The 17,944-nt window shown below is 34.1% G+C and carries 15 protein-coding genes and 3 pseudogenes; 17 read left to right on the top strand and 1 reads right to left on the bottom strand.

The window, feature by feature from the left end:
• Nucleotides 1–6: 6 nt before the first annotated feature.
• The 17 genes and pseudogenes from BAQ44_RS03795 to dnaB all read left to right on the top strand — a co-directional run bounded on the left by BAQ44_RS03795 (nt 7) and on the right by dnaB (nt 16,873).
• Complete coding sequence (locus tag BAQ44_RS03795) at nt 7–2,907, top strand: DEAD/DEAH box helicase (RefSeq protein WP_071720848.1); 2,901 nt, start codon at nt 7–9, stop codon at nt 2,905–2,907.
• A gap of 290 nt (nt 2,908–3,197) precedes the next feature.
• Nucleotides 3,198–3,383, top strand: a pseudogene (locus BAQ44_RS31740) (nuclease domain-containing protein); the annotation flags it as partial.
• Between the two features lie 339 nt (nt 3,384–3,722).
• Nucleotides 3,723–4,061 (top strand): nucleotide pyrophosphohydrolase, encoded by a 339-nt coding sequence (locus BAQ44_RS03790; RefSeq protein ID WP_071720847.1) that lies wholly within the window; start codon nt 3,723–3,725, stop codon nt 4,059–4,061.
• Between the two features lie 3 nt (nt 4,062–4,064).
• Nucleotides 4,065–5,810, top strand: a complete 1,746-nt coding sequence (locus BAQ44_RS03785) for a DUF2075 domain-containing protein (RefSeq protein ID WP_071720845.1) — start codon at nt 4,065–4,067, stop codon at nt 5,808–5,810.
• A gap of 1,339 nt (nt 5,811–7,149) precedes the next feature.
• Nucleotides 7,150–8,532, top strand: coding sequence for an LAGLIDADG family homing endonuclease (locus tag BAQ44_RS03775; protein ID WP_071720840.1), 1,383 nt, complete (start codon nt 7,150–7,152; stop codon nt 8,530–8,532).
• Nucleotides 8,533–8,544: 12 nt separating this feature from the next.
• Nucleotides 8,545–8,764, top strand: a pseudogene (locus BAQ44_RS29380) (recombinase family protein); the annotation flags it as partial.
• A gap of 231 nt (nt 8,765–8,995) precedes the next feature.
• Nucleotides 8,996–9,583 carry a hypothetical protein gene (locus BAQ44_RS03770; protein ID WP_071720836.1) on the top strand — a complete coding sequence of 196 codons (588 nt, stop codon included), beginning with the start codon at nt 8,996–8,998 and terminating at the stop codon, nt 9,581–9,583.
• A gap of 248 nt (nt 9,584–9,831) precedes the next feature.
• On the top strand, nt 9,832–10,737 hold the full coding sequence (locus tag BAQ44_RS03765) for a phosphoribosyltransferase-like protein (protein WP_071720834.1): 906 nt from the start codon (nt 9,832–9,834) through the stop codon (nt 10,735–10,737).
• Nucleotides 10,730–11,053, top strand: coding sequence for a hypothetical protein (locus tag BAQ44_RS03760; protein WP_071720832.1), 324 nt, complete (start codon nt 10,730–10,732; stop codon nt 11,051–11,053). The genes BAQ44_RS03765 and BAQ44_RS03760 overlap by 8 nt, the downstream gene beginning before the upstream one ends.
• Nucleotides 11,054–11,272: 219 nt before the next feature.
• Entirely contained in the window at nt 11,273–12,280 is a 1,008-nt protein-coding gene (locus BAQ44_RS03755) for a retron St85 family RNA-directed DNA polymerase (RefSeq protein WP_071720830.1), read from the top strand.
• Between the two features lie 69 nt (nt 12,281–12,349).
• A pseudogene (locus BAQ44_RS03750) lies at nt 12,350–12,571 on the top strand (tyrosine-type recombinase/integrase); the annotation flags it as partial.
• Nucleotides 12,572–12,794: 223 nt separating this feature from the next.
• On the top strand, nt 12,795–13,133 hold the full coding sequence (locus BAQ44_RS03745) for a DUF4870 domain-containing protein (RefSeq protein WP_071720828.1): 339 nt from the start codon (nt 12,795–12,797) through the stop codon (nt 13,131–13,133).
• A 3-nt stretch (nt 13,134–13,136) separates the two neighbouring features.
• The gene (locus tag BAQ44_RS03740) at nt 13,137–13,388 is read left to right on the top strand and encodes a hypothetical protein (RefSeq protein ID WP_071720826.1); all 252 of its coding nucleotides are present in this window, start codon (nt 13,137–13,139) and stop codon (nt 13,386–13,388) included.
• An 8-nt stretch (nt 13,389–13,396) separates the two neighbouring features.
• Entirely contained in the window at nt 13,397–14,140 is a 744-nt protein-coding gene (locus BAQ44_RS03735; protein WP_071720824.1) for a MerR family transcriptional regulator, read from the top strand.
• Nucleotides 14,141–14,192: 52 nt separating this feature from the next.
• Entirely contained in the window at nt 14,193–14,519 is a 327-nt protein-coding gene (locus BAQ44_RS03730) for a nucleoside triphosphate pyrophosphohydrolase (protein WP_071720822.1), read from the top strand.
• A gap of 198 nt (nt 14,520–14,717) precedes the next feature.
• Nucleotides 14,718–15,581: a DnaD domain-containing protein gene (locus BAQ44_RS03725; protein WP_071720820.1), complete on the top strand. Its 864-nt coding sequence runs from the start codon at nt 14,718–14,720 to the stop codon at nt 15,579–15,581.
• Complete coding sequence (dnaB, locus tag BAQ44_RS03720) at nt 15,578–16,873, top strand: replicative DNA helicase (protein ID WP_071720817.1); 1,296 nt, start codon at nt 15,578–15,580, stop codon at nt 16,871–16,873. Before BAQ44_RS03725 ends, dnaB begins: the two co-directional genes overlap by 4 nt.
• Before the next feature lie 69 nt (nt 16,874–16,942).
• On the opposite strand, the gene BAQ44_RS03715 is transcribed toward dnaB, so the two are convergent.
• Nucleotides 16,943–17,830: a DMT family transporter gene (locus BAQ44_RS03715; protein ID WP_063263256.1), complete on the bottom strand. Its 888-nt coding sequence runs from the start codon at nt 17,828–17,830 to the stop codon at nt 16,943–16,945.
• Nucleotides 17,831–17,944 lie beyond the last annotated feature (114 nt).

Here is a 17,944-nt window from a genome sequence, read left to right as displayed (position 1 = left end):
GATCATATGGAGAATTTCATTCAAAAGTTAGAAGGGTCTTTATATAAAGGATTTATTAATCAAAAACATAATCATCCTGGAATATATAAGCCTAAATTATTAGTAAACAATACGAAGAAAAATGAAAATGTTTTAAGCTCATTGTTGGAAGAGCTTGAAAATAGTACAGCCTTTATTTTCTCAGTAGCTTTTATTACGGAAAGTGGGCTGGCGACTTTAAAATCGCATTTCCTTGATCTTAAACAAAAAGGAGTTAAAGGACGTATATTAACATCTACATTCTTAAATTTTAATACACCAAAAGTGTTTAGAGAATTAATGAAACTTGAAAATGTAGAAGTAAGATTAACAAACTTATCTGGTTTTCATTCAAAGGGATACATATTTGATAATAAAACACATTGTTCATTAATAGTTGGTAGTTCAAATCTGACTGCACATGCTTTGAAGGTGAACTATGAATGGAACGTCAAGTTAACATCGCATGAAGATGGAGAGATTGTTCAACATTTTAAAAATCAATTTGAAGAAGTCTGGGAGCATTCTCAAGTATTAACTGAAGAGTTGATTGCAAATTACGAAACAATATATGAACAAGCTGCAGAAAATAAGTTGCTAGATCGAGTTATAGAATTACCTGGTCAATATCATAATGCAATTGAAGAAGCGTTGAAAATTACGCCAAATAAAATGCAACAAGCTGCGTTAAAAGAAATACAAGCTATTCGAGACGCTGGAAAAGCAAAAGGCTTAGTTATTTCCGCAACAGGAACGGGTAAGACATATCTTTCAGCATTTGATGTCAGAAATTTTGCACCTAAACGGATGCTATTTATTGTTCACCGAGAGCAAATATTAAATAAAGCAAAATCAGATTTTCAAAAGGTTCTTGGTGGAGCCGATGAGGACTTTGGCGTTTTATCAGGATCAAATAAGCAAATAAATGCTAAATATTTATTTGCGACAATCCAGACTATTGCAAAGGAAGAAAATTTACATCAATTTGATCCTGGGCTATTTGATTATATTTTAATAGATGAAGTTCATAAAGCTGGTGCTAGTTCTTATCATAGAGTTATTGATTATTTTAAACCGAAATTTTTAATGGGAATGACTGCTACACCTGAACGTACAGACAAATTTAATATTTATGAGCTATTTGATTACAATATTGCTTATGAAATTCGTTTGCAAGAAGCGCTTGAAGAAGATATGCTTTGTCCTTTCCATTATTTTGGAGTAACTGATTTTGAATATAATGGTGAAAAGATAGATGATACTACAGTTTTATCTAAACTTGTTACGGAAGAGCGAGTGGATCATGTAGTTGAAAAAGTAAAATACTATGGTTATTCTGGTGAGAAAGTAACAGGATTAATGTTTTGCAGCCGAAAAGATGAGGCAGAACAATTATCATATGCCTTAAATAATAGAGGTTTTCGCACATTTGCATTAACCGGCGATCATTCCCAAAAGGAAAGAGAACTGCGGGTGAATCAATTAGAAAATGGCGTACTGGATTATATTTTAACAGTAGATATTTTTAATGAAGGAATTGATATTCCAAGTGTGAACCAAGTTGTTATGTTGAGACAAACTCAATCAAGTATTATCTTTATACAGCAGCTAGGGCGTGGACTTCGAAAACACGATTCGAAAGATTTTGTTACGATTATTGATTTTATTGGAAACTATAAAAATAACTATTTAATTCCGATTGCCCTTTCAGGAGATAGATCACAAAATAAAGATAATATACGTAGATATACAAATGACACGAGTTATATTAAAGGTATTTCAACAGTTAACTTTGAAGAAATAGCGAAAAAGCAGATATTTAAAGCGATTAACAATAGTAATTTAACAGCAATGAAAGTATTGAAGGAAGCTTTTGCTGAGTTGAAAAATAGAATAGGAAGAACTCCATATCTATATGACTTTATAGTAAACCATTCTATTGATCCAGTTGTACTTGCAGAAGGATATTCGAACTATTATCAGTTCTTATTGAAAATGAAAGAAGATGTCCCTGCATTAACAGAGTACGAAAATAAAGTTTTAACGATGTTTTCATTGGAAATATTGAATGGAAAACGTAAAAACGAAATTGTTTTATTAGAATTATTACTAAAGCAAGAAAAAGTTGATAAAGATGAGTATATAAAGCAACTTGAAAAATTTAATTGTTTAACAGATGATGACACGATTACTTCTGTGCAACGAATTTTTAAATTGGACTTTTTCTTACAAAATAGCCAAAAGAAATATGGAGAAAAGCCGATTCTCTCTTTAAAAGACGATAAGACGTATATGTTTAATGATTCTATCCGAAAAAGCTTAGAACAAAATGAATACTTTAAGCGTATGGTTATGGACATTATTAAAAGTGCAAGGGAAAAGAGCAAAAACTATGAGTGTGATAGTAACCTTACTGCATATAAAAAATACTCAAGAAAAGATGTTTGTAAACTTTTAAATTGGCATAATGATGAGAGCTCAACTATGTATGGTTATAAGACAAAATACTATACTTGTCCAATATTTATCACATACCATAAAAATGATGAAGTAGAATCCAGTGTGGACTACGGTGATGAATTCCTTAATCAAGATGTTCTTAAATGGTATACAAGAAGTAATAGAACGTTAAAGTCAAAGGAAGTTCAGACAATTATTGACGCTAAAGAAAATAATATTGATGTTCATATTTTTGTGAAAAAAGATGATGATGAGGGAAGCGACTTTTACTATTTAGGAAAAGCGAAACCTGATAAAGCAAGTGTAGAACAAACCGAAATGCAAGATAAAAATGGAAAAGAACTACCGGTTGTTACGATGAATATGATTATGGAGAAATCGGTGGATAATAAGCTTTATGATTATTTAAAGGAAGGTAATGCTTTGTAGGTAGGTTTAATTTTTAATAACTATATGTTTCTAAAGTCATTAAGAGAATATAGATGAGGCTGTATCAGAATGACATCGGAGTATGCTTTTGATATGGCCTTATTTATTGGTGTTTAATGTGTGTTTTAGATTTATGGGTTCATTTCAGTGGTGTAAGTAGAATGTGGAGAGCGATTTTTTTATATGCTGCAGTATGTAAATAGAGGTTATCAGAGTAGGTGATGATAAGGTGCATATGATTAGTCAGTTTGCTAGTGATGGGTTGCGGGTAGTTTGTTCTCAGTTAAGGTGTTATTCAAGTGAAGCAAGATGGCTTATACATAACGCTAGGTGAAAATAGCGTTTAAACCTCCGGAGACAGATGAAGTAATAGAACTTTATTTCCAGAAAAGAAACGGTGGACACTAATAGTTATACAAAAACCAGATACGCGGATCGCTATTGAGAAACATGGAATGTTTATGGAGCATACGTACTATTCCTCGTGAAATTAAATATTCCTGTCAAATTCTGATGGGGATATTTTTTTATTAGGATTAGTTTGATGGCGATAGTATTAATGTTTTATATAACAAAAAGAATTTTTGGAAAAGAAAAATCAATGCTGATAATTTGAATTAGAAAAGATGAAGGATTATACCTTTATTAAACAAGCCAAATAATATTTATGGTAAAATAACAATAAGATTACAAGAAAAATTTTCCATGTTATTAAATTGGCAATATGCACTCACGAGCTAGAAAATAAACCTATATCTTGTTTAGTAATTAAGAGATAAGGAAACATTTTCTGGAAGGTATGAAAGGAAATGAATATGAGCGAATCAATGAAGCGAATTAATCAATTTAGAGATGAACGTAACTGGAGGCAATTTCATAATGAAAAAGATCTAGCCATTTCCATCTCTTTAGAAGCAAATGAATTATTAGAATTATTCCAATGGAAAACAGCAGAGGAAGCCAAGGCAAATCCCGAGCGACTCAAAGAAGAACTGGCCGATGTGCTGATTTACTCTTATATGATGGCCGATAACCTAGGCTTTGATATCGATGAAATCATCGCTGAAAAACTAATTAAGAATGACCAGAAATATCCAGTTACTAAAAGCTTTGGTCAAAAAAAGAAATATAATGAATTGGATGAGGTGGATTGAGCAATGGCTAAGTACAAATGTATAACATTGAAAGTGAAGAATGGAGAACTGGAAGGTTTCGATGAACTTCGCCAGCCTGAACAAAATATTCTTAGAAATGGCAATGTCGTTTATATCTACAAAGGAACGAAGTCAAAAAAGATTTACATTGGACAAACGAAACAATTTATTGAGCGAAATAAGCAGCACTACAATGGTCAAGAGGAAAAATTTAATATAGCAGACTTCGACCAAGTAATTATTCTTACTTCATCCTATTTTAACGGTTCAGCCTTAGATGATGTCGAAAGCCAGTTGATTACCTACTTTATGGCCGATAATCCAAAATCTAAAAAGCAGCTGGTTCAATATGATAATGATGAGGTTATTAATCGGAACAATGGTAACAGCGTGAATGACTACAGAGACCGAGAAAAGGTTGCTCTAGAAATCATTTTGCCTTTTTGGGAAGAAGTGTTATACCCTAAAGGATGGGTAAGTACACCAACTTTAGATGAGCTACGTAATGGAGCGCTGATCAAATATAGCCCAATCAAAGAATTAACAGATCAGCAAATAGAGTTTCTTAAGGAGATTGAATCTAATCCTGATAAAAGCTTTGTAATTAATGGAGATGCAGGGACTGGAAAAACAGTATTGCTGACTCATTTGGTTGCTAAGCTGTTGAAAGAAAAGCCTAATCATCGAATAGCGGTCGTTTTGCAGCCTAATTGGATTAAAACGGCAAAGGATATCTTCAGAGTATATGGAATGAACAACAGTAATTTGACAATTGCTACCTCGACGCAGCTCATTAATGCCAATGAAAATTATGATGTTGTAATTGTTGATGAATCTCATAAGCTTTCTAGAAAATTTTCCAAGCAAATGGCATCTTTTAATGAAGTATATAAAGGAAGATTTGCCCAGGACGAGAACCACTTAGAGGCTATAAAAAAATTAGGCTACCAAATTGTGTTAATGTATGACGTGTTGCAAGCTATTCGTCCTGCCAATATGACACGTGCGCAATTCAATGAAGCAACCAAAGACTTTGAACAGAAATACTTAACAACGCAATTTAGAATCCAAGCTCCAGCGGGAAAGAACTATACATCAGAAGATTTTGTAAATGGTATAAAATATCTTTTATATAAGGATACAGATCTATTAGGAAAAACGAATTTTAATCCGGGATTTGACAGATCTGTGTTCCGAGATAGTGATGTTGATGCTTATTTTGGATATTTCGAAACAGAACCTTTAAAGAATTTGATTGACTGGGTAGAAGAAGACAGAAACTTTAATCACGAACATATAAATCGCGTGCTAGGTGGATTAGTTGAACCTTGGAAACAGGCTGATGGCAAAGACCCATCAAGCACTCATTGGCATGAAGGAAATATCAAACGAAGATGGAATTCCACTCAAGAAAATTGGATTTATTCAGAGGATGCAGATGCTGAAGAGCAGATTGGCTCCGTCTTTGCAGTTCAGGGAATTGATTTGAATAAAGTCGGTGTATTAGTCGGAAATGATCTTCAAGTCGACGAAAAGGGCCGGTTATTCGGAAATCCAGAAAATTTCCATAATGTAAACGGCAAATTCTCTAAGGGCGATGAAAGTCCAGAAAATGCAAAAGAGTTTACCTTATTTGTATTGAATATTTACTATATTCTAATGACCAGAGGGATTGACGGGGTTCGATTGGGATTTTGGAAAAATGATGCATTTAAAAAGTATATGAAGGAAATATTGGAGATTAAATAACGGAAACTTTTACGATCTCAAATTTTTTACAACTTTCAGCTCGTATTTTCAGGGACTTATCATAATCTTTTGCAAACTTAATTGAATAAGGTATGAGGCTTTTGGCCACATAACAATTTGACTTCCCACCGAAAGCCTAACCAAATTAACTTAAATGGCTGAGAAACTTAAGAGTTTAAAGGGATTTTTTGTGCATATATGATTAAGTGGGAATAACGTTTATATACAAAGGGAGTTAGATTCTGGATAAGGTATCAAGTTTATTTTCACATGAGGTGAGTGAGTTTAGGTGAAGTGGAGAAATTTTTAAATATAATAGAAAAATAGTAGTTAGATAAAGTGTATTGTTAGTTATGGAAGAAGGGCGTATGAGGTATACGCCCTTCTTCTTATTTGTAAGTAAAGTACTTATAAAGCTTTAAATAATAACCTCCACCCTGTCAAGGTGGCGCTCTCCCTGCTAAGTTATGGGAAAAACGTTGATTTAAAGGCATTTTTATGGGTTTATATAAACCGAATTTTATTGAAAAAGCAATGGTTACTGTAAGTTTTATGACCATTTGTGACCACAAAATTATGTTCTTAACTGTCTGTATAATGGTAAAGAGAATGAGGTGACTCATTCTTTTTATATAGTGAGGGATACATAGCCCCCTAATTCACACGATATGATGTGAAAAATTTAGATACGAGGGGCAATTCCATTTATTAGTGAAATGCTCTTAAACTAAGAATTCACTATCCAATCTCGTTAGCTACTTTCAAAAATCTAGTAAGCGATTTATTACTTCCCGCTTGCTAACAATGTAGATGCATATACGAGTATATGTATATGATTTGAGAGCTTTAAAATTAAAGGGAGGGATTTTCATATGACGAATATTATTAATAGCAAAAATTAGTCATGAGACAGTAGAAAATATATTGACAACGAAAAACTTGAATAAGCTATATATTAGTTGAAATACATGAATTATTCCTCACAAAAAGCTCCGTAAAAAGTGTCGAAAAATTTTAAAGGTATCAAAAGTGACCTCTCCGATTTATGATTGTGTAAACCATGCTATAGTTAATTAAAGTTAACATAAGCTGCAAAGTTTGAATATATCCCAACTTAAATACTAGCAGAACTTAATGGAATGACAGTAAAAGAAATCTAGGAAGTACGTTAGCTATTGTTATTCGAATCTAAGAGATTTACCAGGAGAACAGAACGGATAGTATTAAGATCATGTGAAAAAACAATAATAATTTGAATTATATTTTTAGTGTTTACCTAAGAATAGACCTGTTTTCATAAGGGATGTAAAATGTAAAAAAATATTATTTGGAGGGGACTATGCCATACATCAATGTTTGCTACCATTGTAAAAGAGAATTTGAAGTACAACGTAAACCCCAACATGAACCTAAGAATGATAGGAAGTTTGTAAAGTATTGTTCGAAGGAATGCCGTTCTGTCGTACAATCCCAGAATACGACTCTCAGAAATAGACAAAGGGAAAAGAGACGGCCTCTAGCATATGTCAATGTTTGCCTTGTATGTAAAAGAGAATTTGAAGTATTTGACAAGCGGAAAAATAATCCTGAGAATAAATCCCATTTCAAAAAGTGTTGCTCAGATAAGTGCGTTTCTAAAATGCGTTCGGATACGGCTAAAAAGAATGCTGAGAAAGGTATATTTGAAAACAATGGAAATTTTCAAAAGGAGAGGTGGCTACAAATAGCGGAAGAAAGAGCTGGTATGACGATAAATGAAGCAGTTGATCTTTATGTTGTAAATCGAATGTCCATAAATGAAATTGCAGAAAAATATGGGTTTTCAAGAAGTAGAATGTCTATGGAGCTGGATAACAGAGGGATTGAAAAAGATAATCACTATAGGGAAATCCAAAACAGAATAGATTTGGCTGTAGCCGAGTATGTAAATAACCCAAATATCACCATCACTGAATTAGAAGACAAATATAAAGTTACCCGTCTAACAATATCAAAGCATTTAAAGAAAAATAAGATAGACATTAGAGATCCACTTCAAAAATATCAATATAATGGAGATTACTTTGAATTCATTGATACAGAAGAAAAAGCCTATTGGCTTGGGTTTCTAGGTGCGGATGGATGCATAAATGAATCGTCTACTTATAAATCTGTTGAATTGGGTTTAAAAGCTGAGGATAAAGAGCATATTGAAAAGTTTGTTGCAGCTATTGGTGGTGAACCAGATATGATCAAAGAAAGAACTACACGATTTGATAGTAAATATTTCCTTTCGAATAGAGTGACTGTTTCTTGTACAAAAATGGCTAATGATCTGATTGAAAAAGGTGTCACACCTAGAAAATCCTTTACACTTCAGTTTCCTACGTTTCTTTCATCTAATCTTTTAGGTCCTTATATGCGTGGGTATTTTGATGGTGATGGTAATGTCAATCTAAGAAAGAATGCCATTACCATTAGCATTGTTGGCAATGATATGTTCATTAAGGGATATATAAATAAATTAAATGAAATATTGGGAATCCAGTTACCGAAAATATATAAAAAGCAGAAGTCTGAATGTAGAACGGTGTATTACTATGGACAGAATGCAAGGAGGATACTGGACTTCTTTTATGGTGACGCAACAGTCTTTCTTACAAGAAAAAAGAAAAAGTATGTAAATGGTTTGAGGCAGGTTAAGGAAGATAAACAACAACAATTGGAGTTGTTCCCTCTATAGCAGGAGGCCTGATTTGTAAGAGATGTGAATGTTCATATCCTCAATATGTGGTTAGTAGAAAACACACCAACAAGAAGGTAAATCATTGGCAAAGCAGCGTAATGATTTTCGAGAAGGTAGACCTAGAAAGCATTTCAAGTAACAAGTACAACACGCATTAGAATTGCTTAAGTCTCATACATACAAAGAAGTTGCAGTAATGACGGTGTCCAAATCACGATTCTTTATTTGATAAGGGTTATATTAGCTTTGATGATGATGGAGTAATATTGATTTCAAAAAATTTAGATGATAATTCAAGATTATTCCTAAACGTCAATAATAAATTAAAATTTTAATGAATGAATCTCAGAAACGGTATATGAAGTGGCATCGGGAAAATCTACTTAGAATTTGATTAACTGCTAGAATTTGTTTATTTGTCTCATTTAATTTAACAAGTTGCCTGGAGGATTGCTTTTATATGAATAATTTAATAAAGGATATAGTGTACTCTTCTATTATAAATTTATTTCAAAATCAACCAGATATTTTTGAAAATACTTACCAGACGAATTTTACCGAATGGAATCTTAACTATCATTTGTCTAACGAAATTGCAAAGTATATTTTTTGGTTAAATGTTGATTTAGATGTTACAAAACGTAATTATCAGAATAGGAGACCAGACATTATTTTTCATAAGCGAAAGACAAATACTTTGAATTTTTTAGTAGTGGAACTGAAAAAATCGAGAAACGATAATCAGTCAGATATTAATAAGATAATAGAGGAATGGATGAGGAAGCCGTTAAGTTATAGATACGGAGTATATATTAATATATGGAAGGGAAATAAGTATCAAGCAATATTGTTAAAAGATGGGGAGAGGTTTGAAATAAATGAATTTTGCAATTATATTAGTGTGCCGAATATAAACAATCAATTATTAAACGAGTATAAAAAACTCACGGATGAGATTATTTCTAAAAATAATGAAAATGATTCAAGTAAAATTATTCAATTAATTGATAGCATGGTACTTAAGACTTATGAAAAAATGATTCTTTAAGGAACAATTAAGGATATCATCGTATTGATTATAAATAGATGTAGAAGAAGGGATTAAACTAGTAGTAGAGTTAAAAAGTTTTATAGATGTGTTAATAAATTGTGTCTTATTAACATAGGGACCAAGAATGGGTTATTTCTTTCTGGAAATAATACTAATTTATGGTATAATATGTTCGGTTGTTAAAAATCAAAATGAATTGAATTTTAGTAATGGGAGCATCTTTAGGTTAGCTAGGAGTGTATTTTATGACTGAACAACGGCAATTAACCGAAATACAAAGAATAGCAGCTTCTTGTATAGATAGATGGGGCGAAGACGTTAAGACTAGAAATTTTAGTAGTAAGTTAGGGAAATTTGTAAGTCAATTGGACTCTAACAAAACTTTAGGACAAGTCTTTTTGAATCTTGTAAGGCATTATAATTATTACTCAAGAGAACGTTTAGAGCAAATAATCGTCGACTTTTATAATATCATCGTAAATGAGTTGAAACTAGATGAAGAGTTTACTATATATTCAAGAATTGAAGATGACTCTAAGATTGACAGCTCAAATTTCTTTTTAGAAGAATTTAAGATTCTTAATAATATTTCTAACCATTTTAGTTATGATATTGAGAAGCTTGGTATTCGTAATTTTGAAAATATTCATAATGTAATTTTTATAGATGATATTATCGGATCGGGTAAAACAGTAGAAAGTTTCTTCGAGAAAAATAAAAGAAAACTTTTGAAAGTAAATTGCTTTATTTTTTGTGTTGAGATGCTTGAGGAAGGAAAAAGCCATCTAGAAGATTTTTTTAAGAAAAATAATTTTAATTGTGAAATAATTTGTCATAATTTACACAGAAAGGCTTTTAGTGAGAATCATATTTTTTGCGAGGATTGTAAAGAAAATGAAACGCTGTTAAGAGATTTTGAAAGAGGTCTATGGGGAAAAAAATCGAAAAATATACTTGGATTCGAAAATAGCCAAGCGATTCTTTCTTTTTTTAGAAATACTCCTAATAATACATTAAGTTCATTTTGGTTTGAAAATGAACAGTGGAAAGGATTATTTCCTCGAGATGATAGAAAACCAGCTTTCAAAAAATCAAGAAAGAATTCTGTTAAATATAATATGAAAAAAATGGAGAATTTAGTAGATGATTGAGTTTAAAGAACTTCTAATTTTAGTATATTTAAATGAATATCGAGATGCGTATTTGCTATCAGAAATTAAAGAAATGTGCAATTTTTCTACTAATCAAATGAAGAAGTCTTTAAGTGATTTGATGAGTAAGAACATGTTAAGCAATAATACTGGTAGATTGGTTTTGACTCACGAAGCTGAGTTGCTTCTAAAAGAAAAAGGTTTGTTAAATGTATCTATAACGGATTTATTCCAACAAGACACAGTTACACTGAGATTTATTGGAAACCAATTATCTTTTGATGACATTTATATACCCAAGGATTTTAAATTGTAAATATTTAATGTTTTCTAGAATTGAATAGCGAGTCGCTATTCGTGATATAAAGTTACTATGTAGCTGTTCAGTACTAATTTTGAAGAACGAAAATTAGTACTGAAACAACAAAGAAGAACACTTTGTTGTTTCACCACAATAAAATCCTCGGGGTCAAATATTTTATTATGGTGAATCAGTTAAATTAAATAATCCAGTAGAAAACATTTGGAGAAAATAATGAATATAGATAATCTCAAGAAAATGATGGAAGAAGAACAATTTGATGAGAAGTACATTGATTTATGTGTTACCTATGCAACTAGCCTTGATGAAAAGGGTCTACCAATAATTTTTGATGCAATCCATCTAGCGAAACTTATAGGTATAGGAACTAAAGAGTTATATTCATATTACGAATTAGCCCCGACACTATACAAAACTGCTGTTATTCCTAAGAAAACAGGTGGTAGTAGAAATTTAAATGCGCCATCAGAAAATTTGAAATATATCCAAAAATGGATTCTAGAAAATGTGCTATATAGAATAGATGCTTCTAAAGTAGCTACAGGTTTTGTACCTCAAAAATCAATTGTTGATAATGCAAAGCCTCACGTAGGAAAGCAATGTGTAATAAACTTAGACATTAAAAACTTTTTTCCAAGTATTAAATATATTTGGATTTACAAACTGTTTGAAAGTTTAGGGTATACTAGACACCTTTCTATGCTCTTTTCAGGATTATGTACACTTAATAATGAATTGCCTCAAGGAGCCCCGTCTAGTCCTTATTTATCTAATCTTATTTGTGAAAGGTTAGATTCAAGACTTTCAGATTTAGCGAATCATATTGGTGCACACTATACAAGGTATGCTGATGATTTAACCTTCTCCGGAAATAAAGAAATTGCTAAGTATATTAAATTAATTAAACGTGTAATTAAAGAAGAACAGTTTGAAGTTAACGAAAAAAAGGTTAGGGTACAATTTAGCTATCATCAACAGATGGTAACAGGATTAATTGTTAATAACAAATTGAGTGTGCCTCAAAAAACAAAAAAGTATCTGAGACAGCAAATTTATTATGCTAAAAAGTATGGTGTAAGTAGTAGTTTGGATAAACAAGGATTTACTAAATCTAATTATAGTGGACACTTATATGGTTTAGCTTACTTTATTAAAATGGTAGAACCTAAATGTGGAATTGAATTTATTAAGGAATTAGGACAAATAGATTGGGAAGCATAGGGTGTATAAGTATAAATAGTTCAAGTTACATTTGTTTAGTTGAAAAGAGTGTTAGAAGGAAAATAAATAAGAAGTTTAAACGCTTTGATTCAGAAAGTGGTTGTTCCGAAGATTCGCGTCCGTGATTTACGTCATACGCATGCAACATTACTATTAGGTAAAGGTGTGAACGTGAAGTTGATTTCTGGACGCTTAACACACAGTAACATCAAAATTACACTAGGCACCTATTCGCATGTATTACCAACGATGCAAGAAGATGCAGTTAACAAAATAGAAGAGATTTTGTAGGTAATGTGACCAATAGCTTTATAGAGTATAAAAGCAAACAAATAAAAATCGCATCAAAAGTTAAATTGACACGGTTTTTATCAGTATGATCCCGGGGAGGCTCAAATTCACGACCGCCACCCTATCAAGGTAAATATCTTTTCTCTACAATCCCCTTGCACCTCCCCCAACGTCACCCCCTAACCTAAAGAAGACAAATCAAAAAAGGGGGACAAAACCACTCATGAAAACCACCACAAAAGAAAAGAGAAACACCATCATCATGCTACTACTCTCAACCGCAATAGGAATTTTTTCGCCACTACTCATGTACATCACACTGGCACGTAAAAATGAGGTGTACAAATACCATTGCCGAAAGGCCTTCAATTTTCATTTGTTAATATTTCTTCTATTTAATATTAGTTCGCGTATTAGTGATGTTTTGTTTTGGATCGTATTTGTTTTTGAGGTAGTTCAAGTGATCATTGTTGCGTGGAAAGTAATACGAGATGAGCCATATCGTTATTTCATTCGAATTCCATTGTTTAAAGAAGATAAATATGCGATGGAAGGAGAATAGGTGATGAAACAAGAAGTGGAGATAAGGGGAAAGCGAATTTTTATTATGGTCGCAGTGTTGTTTATTGCGATTTATATTATTTTACGAAAAAGAAAGTATGAGTACTTTTATGATGGTATTAGTGAGTATGAACATCGTTATAGAGGTAATGTTCCTTTTGTATTACTTGTTGTAGGTTTATTTCAATATTGTAGGCAGAATGAGATGAGTTTTTCTCATATGTTTCAGTATGTGAAAGAGAAGTTAGCGGAGTAGGTGATGATATGGCGTGGATGATTAGTGAGTTTGCAAGTGTTGGGGATGTTACGGTGCGGACGCTTCGTTATTATGACAAGATTAATTTATTAAAGCCGAGCGATTATACGGAGGGCGGACATCGGTTATATACGAAAGATGATTTGTATGTGCTGCAGCAAATTCAATCGTTTAAGCATCTCGGTTTTTCGCTTGGGGAGATTCAAAATATTATATTGCAGCGTGATATAGAGACAGAAGCCTTCTTAAGACACATAGATTTTCAAAGAGAGATGCTTTTGGCGGAGCAAGAAAGAATTGCGAAGGTGCTTTCGCATATGGATGAGATGACGAAGAAGTTTCAAAAGGAAGAACGAGTGGATGTTGCTTTGTTTTCTTCTTTTTTGCAAACTTTCATATGGGAGAAAGAAAATAAGGAATGGTTAGAGGAACATTTTTCAAAAGAGAGTGTTCAAGATTTTTATAATAATAAGGAATTAAAAGAAGAGTTTGATCGGCGATTTATGGATGTGATAGGGAAGTTGAAAAAATATAAGGAAGAAGAGAAGGATCCGAGTCATCAAGATGTTCAAGTTACCTTGAATGAATTTTTCAATGTAATAGAAGAAGTAACGAACTATCTTGATATACCTCAAAGTGATATAGAGGATATAATCCAAAAAATAAATCTTCCACTGTCCGAATTCCCAGCCCTCTTCACAATCGAAGAAGAAAACTATATAAAAGAAGCAATGCAGCAGTTTAACACCTAGTTAAACTGCTTTTCCATTATAATAGAAGAAAAACCAAACGGAGGGAATTCCCGTGCCAACCTACAACAAACTAATTCGAAACAAAATTCCACAAATAATAAAATCCAACGGAAAAACACCCACAACAAGAATCCTACCTGAAGAAGAATACATAAAAGAAATCTGCAAGAAAACACAAGAAGAACTAACTGAATATCTAGAAGCAGACACAAAAGAACATAAACTCGAAGAACTATCCGATCTCCTAGAACTAATCAACGCCCTAGCCGAACACGAAGGTACAACACTAGAAGAAATCAACAACATCCGCAAAAAGAAAGCAGAAGAACGAGGCGGCTTCTCAGATCGAGTGTTTCTAATCGAAGTAACTGATAACTAGCCCCTCCTAAGCCCCTTACAAGCCCCTACCAAGTAAATAAATCACTAAGAAAAAACACAACAAAACAAAAACACCAACAAACACCGTAGTAGGAGTCGAAAAAAATTTTGAAATAACACGCCAAAAACCCGGCCCTCCTTCCTATATATAGTACAAAGAGGAAATTTTCATTTTTGAATTAGGACGGGAGGAATTGGGATGGCGGTGTATCGTACTGTGCAGGTGAATTTTTGGCAGGATGATTTTGTTTTGGATTTGACGCCGGAGGAGCGGTATTTTTATGTTTACTTATTAACTTGTTCGAAGACGACGCAGTGTGGGATTTTTCCTTTTCCGAAGCGGTTAGCTGAGATGGAGACGGGTTATAATCGGGAGACTGTTGATAAGCTTGTGCAGCGTTTCATTGATTACGGGAAGATTCTTTATGATGCGGAGACGCGGGAGTTATTCGTTTTGAATTGGCTTCGTTATAATCCGGTGACGAATACGAATGTGGAGAAGTGTGTGCTTCGTGAGCTGAAGGGTGTGAAGAATAAGGAGTTTGTACATATGTTTCTTCAGAAGTGCGTAGAGGAGGAGCTGAATGTTCCGATGCTTTTAGCGCATTTCGGTATGCCGAGTGATTTGGCTGTGGATGATGTTGAGCCAGTTTGTGAGGAGATAGAGGCGGAAGAAGAGGTTATAGAGGAAGAGACGGGGAGTCACGTGTTTTCTTTTTATGAGCAACATTTCGGTAGTTTGTCTCCGCATACTGTGGAGGAACTGAGTGCGTGGATGGAAGATTTGTCAGAGGAGCTTGTGCTGAAGGCTCTTCAAATTGCGTTTGAGAATAATAAGCGGACGGTTGCTTATGTGAAGGGGATTTTGAGAGGATGGCACGGGAAAGGTTTTACGAAAGTTTCTGAGGTTGAGGCGGATACGGCGAGCTTTCGGAAGAAGGATTCGTCTGTTAGTACGGGGGAGACGGAGGAGTTTTTGGCGAGGTGTGAGGAGTGGGAGAGGAATGCGCCGTCTGAGGAAGAGTTGCAGCGCTTTTTAGCGGAGCGCGGGTGGCGTCCATGAGTATTCAAAATGTGGAGGCGGAAAAGACGGTATTAGGTTCTCTGTTACTTGATGGAGAGCTTATTAAGGAGTGCCGTTTGACGGAGCAGTATTTTTCTCTGTCGGTGCATAAGTCTATATTTCAGTTAATGCGAAAAATGGAAGAAGAGGGGCAACCGATTGATCTTGTGACGTTCATTTCTAGGGTAGATCCGAAGTTTTTAGAGGGGATCGGGGGAATGGAGTATTTTATAGGGTTAATGGATGGTGTGCCTACAACTGCCAATTTCTCTTATTATGAGGGGCTTGTTCGAGGTGCCTGGAAAATGTATCAGGCGGGTGTTCTCGGCCACAAGATGGGAGAGCGTCTTATTGCGGAGAAGAGTGAGAAAATTATTGGTGAGACGATTACGGCACTTTGTGAGTTAGAGGAAAAGGACTGTGTATGTGAGTTTGATTTGAAGGATGCGCTAGTTGATTTATATGAAGAGCTTCATCAAGATGTGAAAGAGATTACTGGTATTGAGACTGGTTATACATCGCTCAATAAAATGACGTGTGGGTTGCAGGAAGGTGATTTTGTCGTCCTTGGTGCGCGTCCTTCTATGGGGAAGACTGCGTTTGCGCTAAATGTTGGACTGCATGCGGCGAAGTCTGGAGCGGCGGTTGGATTGTTTTCATTAGAGATGAGTAGTAAGCAATTGTTAAAAAGGATGGCGTCTTGCGTAGGTGAAGTGTCAGGAGGTAGGCTGAAAAATCCGAAGCATCGTTTTGCGATAGAGGACTGGGAAAAGGTGAGTAAGGCGTTTGCGGAGATTGGGGAATTACCATTTGAAATTTACGATAACGCAGGCATTTCGGTGCAAGATATTTGGATGCAAACGCGTAAGTTGAAGAGAAAGCACGGTGATAAAAAGGTTTTAGTTATTGTAGATTACTTGCAGCTTATTACGGGTGATCCGAAGCATAAGGGCAATCGATTTCAAGAGATTAGTGAAATTTCTCGTAAGCTTAAGGTATTAGCACGTGAACTAAATGTTTGTGTAGTAGCGTTGTCGCAATTATCTCGTTCCGTAGAAGCACGGCAAGATAAGCGTCCTCTTTTATCTGATTTAAGAGAGACGGGACAAATTGAGCAAGATGCAGATGTCATTATGCTTATGTATCGCGAAGATTATTATGATAAGGAAACGGTGCAGAAAGAGATGACGGAGATTCATGTGGCGAAGCATCGGAATGGGCCTGTGGGGAGTTTTAAATTGAGATTCTTGAAGGAGTATGGGCGGTTTGTGGAGAGTATGAATAGGGGATAGGACTTGTGGTAGTACGAAACAGGATATTATTAATTCATTTAGATGATGCGGATGTGGAATAAGAGATTCTTATTCCACATTCCTCCTAACTCCAACCCGCAACAATCCCTTAAAATCCACCTCAGCAATTAACACACTCACTAATATAAGTGTCGCCCCTAAGTATCCTTTTCCAGTAAGCGTTTCACCTGTGAAAACGAAAGCGAAGCCCGCGGAAAAGACAGGTTCTAATGAGAAGATAAGTCCTGTATGTGTAGGCGTCGTGTATTGCTGGGCGATAACTTGCACGATGAAAGCGACTGCGGTGCAGAATATGCTTAAGGCTAAGATGATGAGCCATGAGTTGGTTGTGCTAGGCAGTTTTGGCGTTTCGATAATGAATGAAAAAATAAGACTAAATAGGCCGACGAAGCCGAGTTGTATGACTCCAAGTGCAATGGAGTTTACATGTTTCGTTACGCTGCCAGTGATGATGACGTGGATTGCATAAAATAAGGCAGACAGTATGCAAAATATATCGCCATTACCGATCTTGAATTCGCTCGTTAATGTTAATAAGCCGATTCCTATTATCGTTAAAAAGATGCCTACTATAACTTTCTTTTCCGGAATGTGTTTTAAAAATATAGCTGATAATATCGGAATGAAAATGACTGTGAGACATAGTAAGAATCCAGCATTAGAAACACTTGTATACTTTGTGCCGAAAGTCGCGAAAATGTAAACGATAAATAAGACAGAAGCGAGTATAAATGCATATTTTACAGTTTTAAAATCGATTTTGAATAAATGTTTGTAAAATATTAAACCTGATAAAAGAAAGGCGATAATAAATCGTAATGCGATTAAGTTGTATTCTTCTATGCCTTCAAGTCCAACCTTCGTAAGTAAGATGGATGCACCCCAAAAGAATGTAACTAGTAGTAGTCCTAAATCCGCTTTTAATTGTAGTTTCATCTTTATTCCCTCGTTATGTATAAAATTTACAATCCCATACCCCTATCCCCATTTTTTATTTTAATATTAATTCTGAATATTTGTAACTTAAATTTATCGACGTTTTATTCCATC

Origin of the sequence: Bacillus mobilis (assembly GCF_001884045.1) — a bacterium.
GTDB lineage: Bacteria > Bacillota > Bacilli > Bacillales > Bacillaceae_G > Bacillus_A > Bacillus_A mobilis.
The sequence above is the reverse complement of the archived record's forward strand: the minus strand, read 5'-3'. Positions and strand labels throughout refer to the sequence as shown.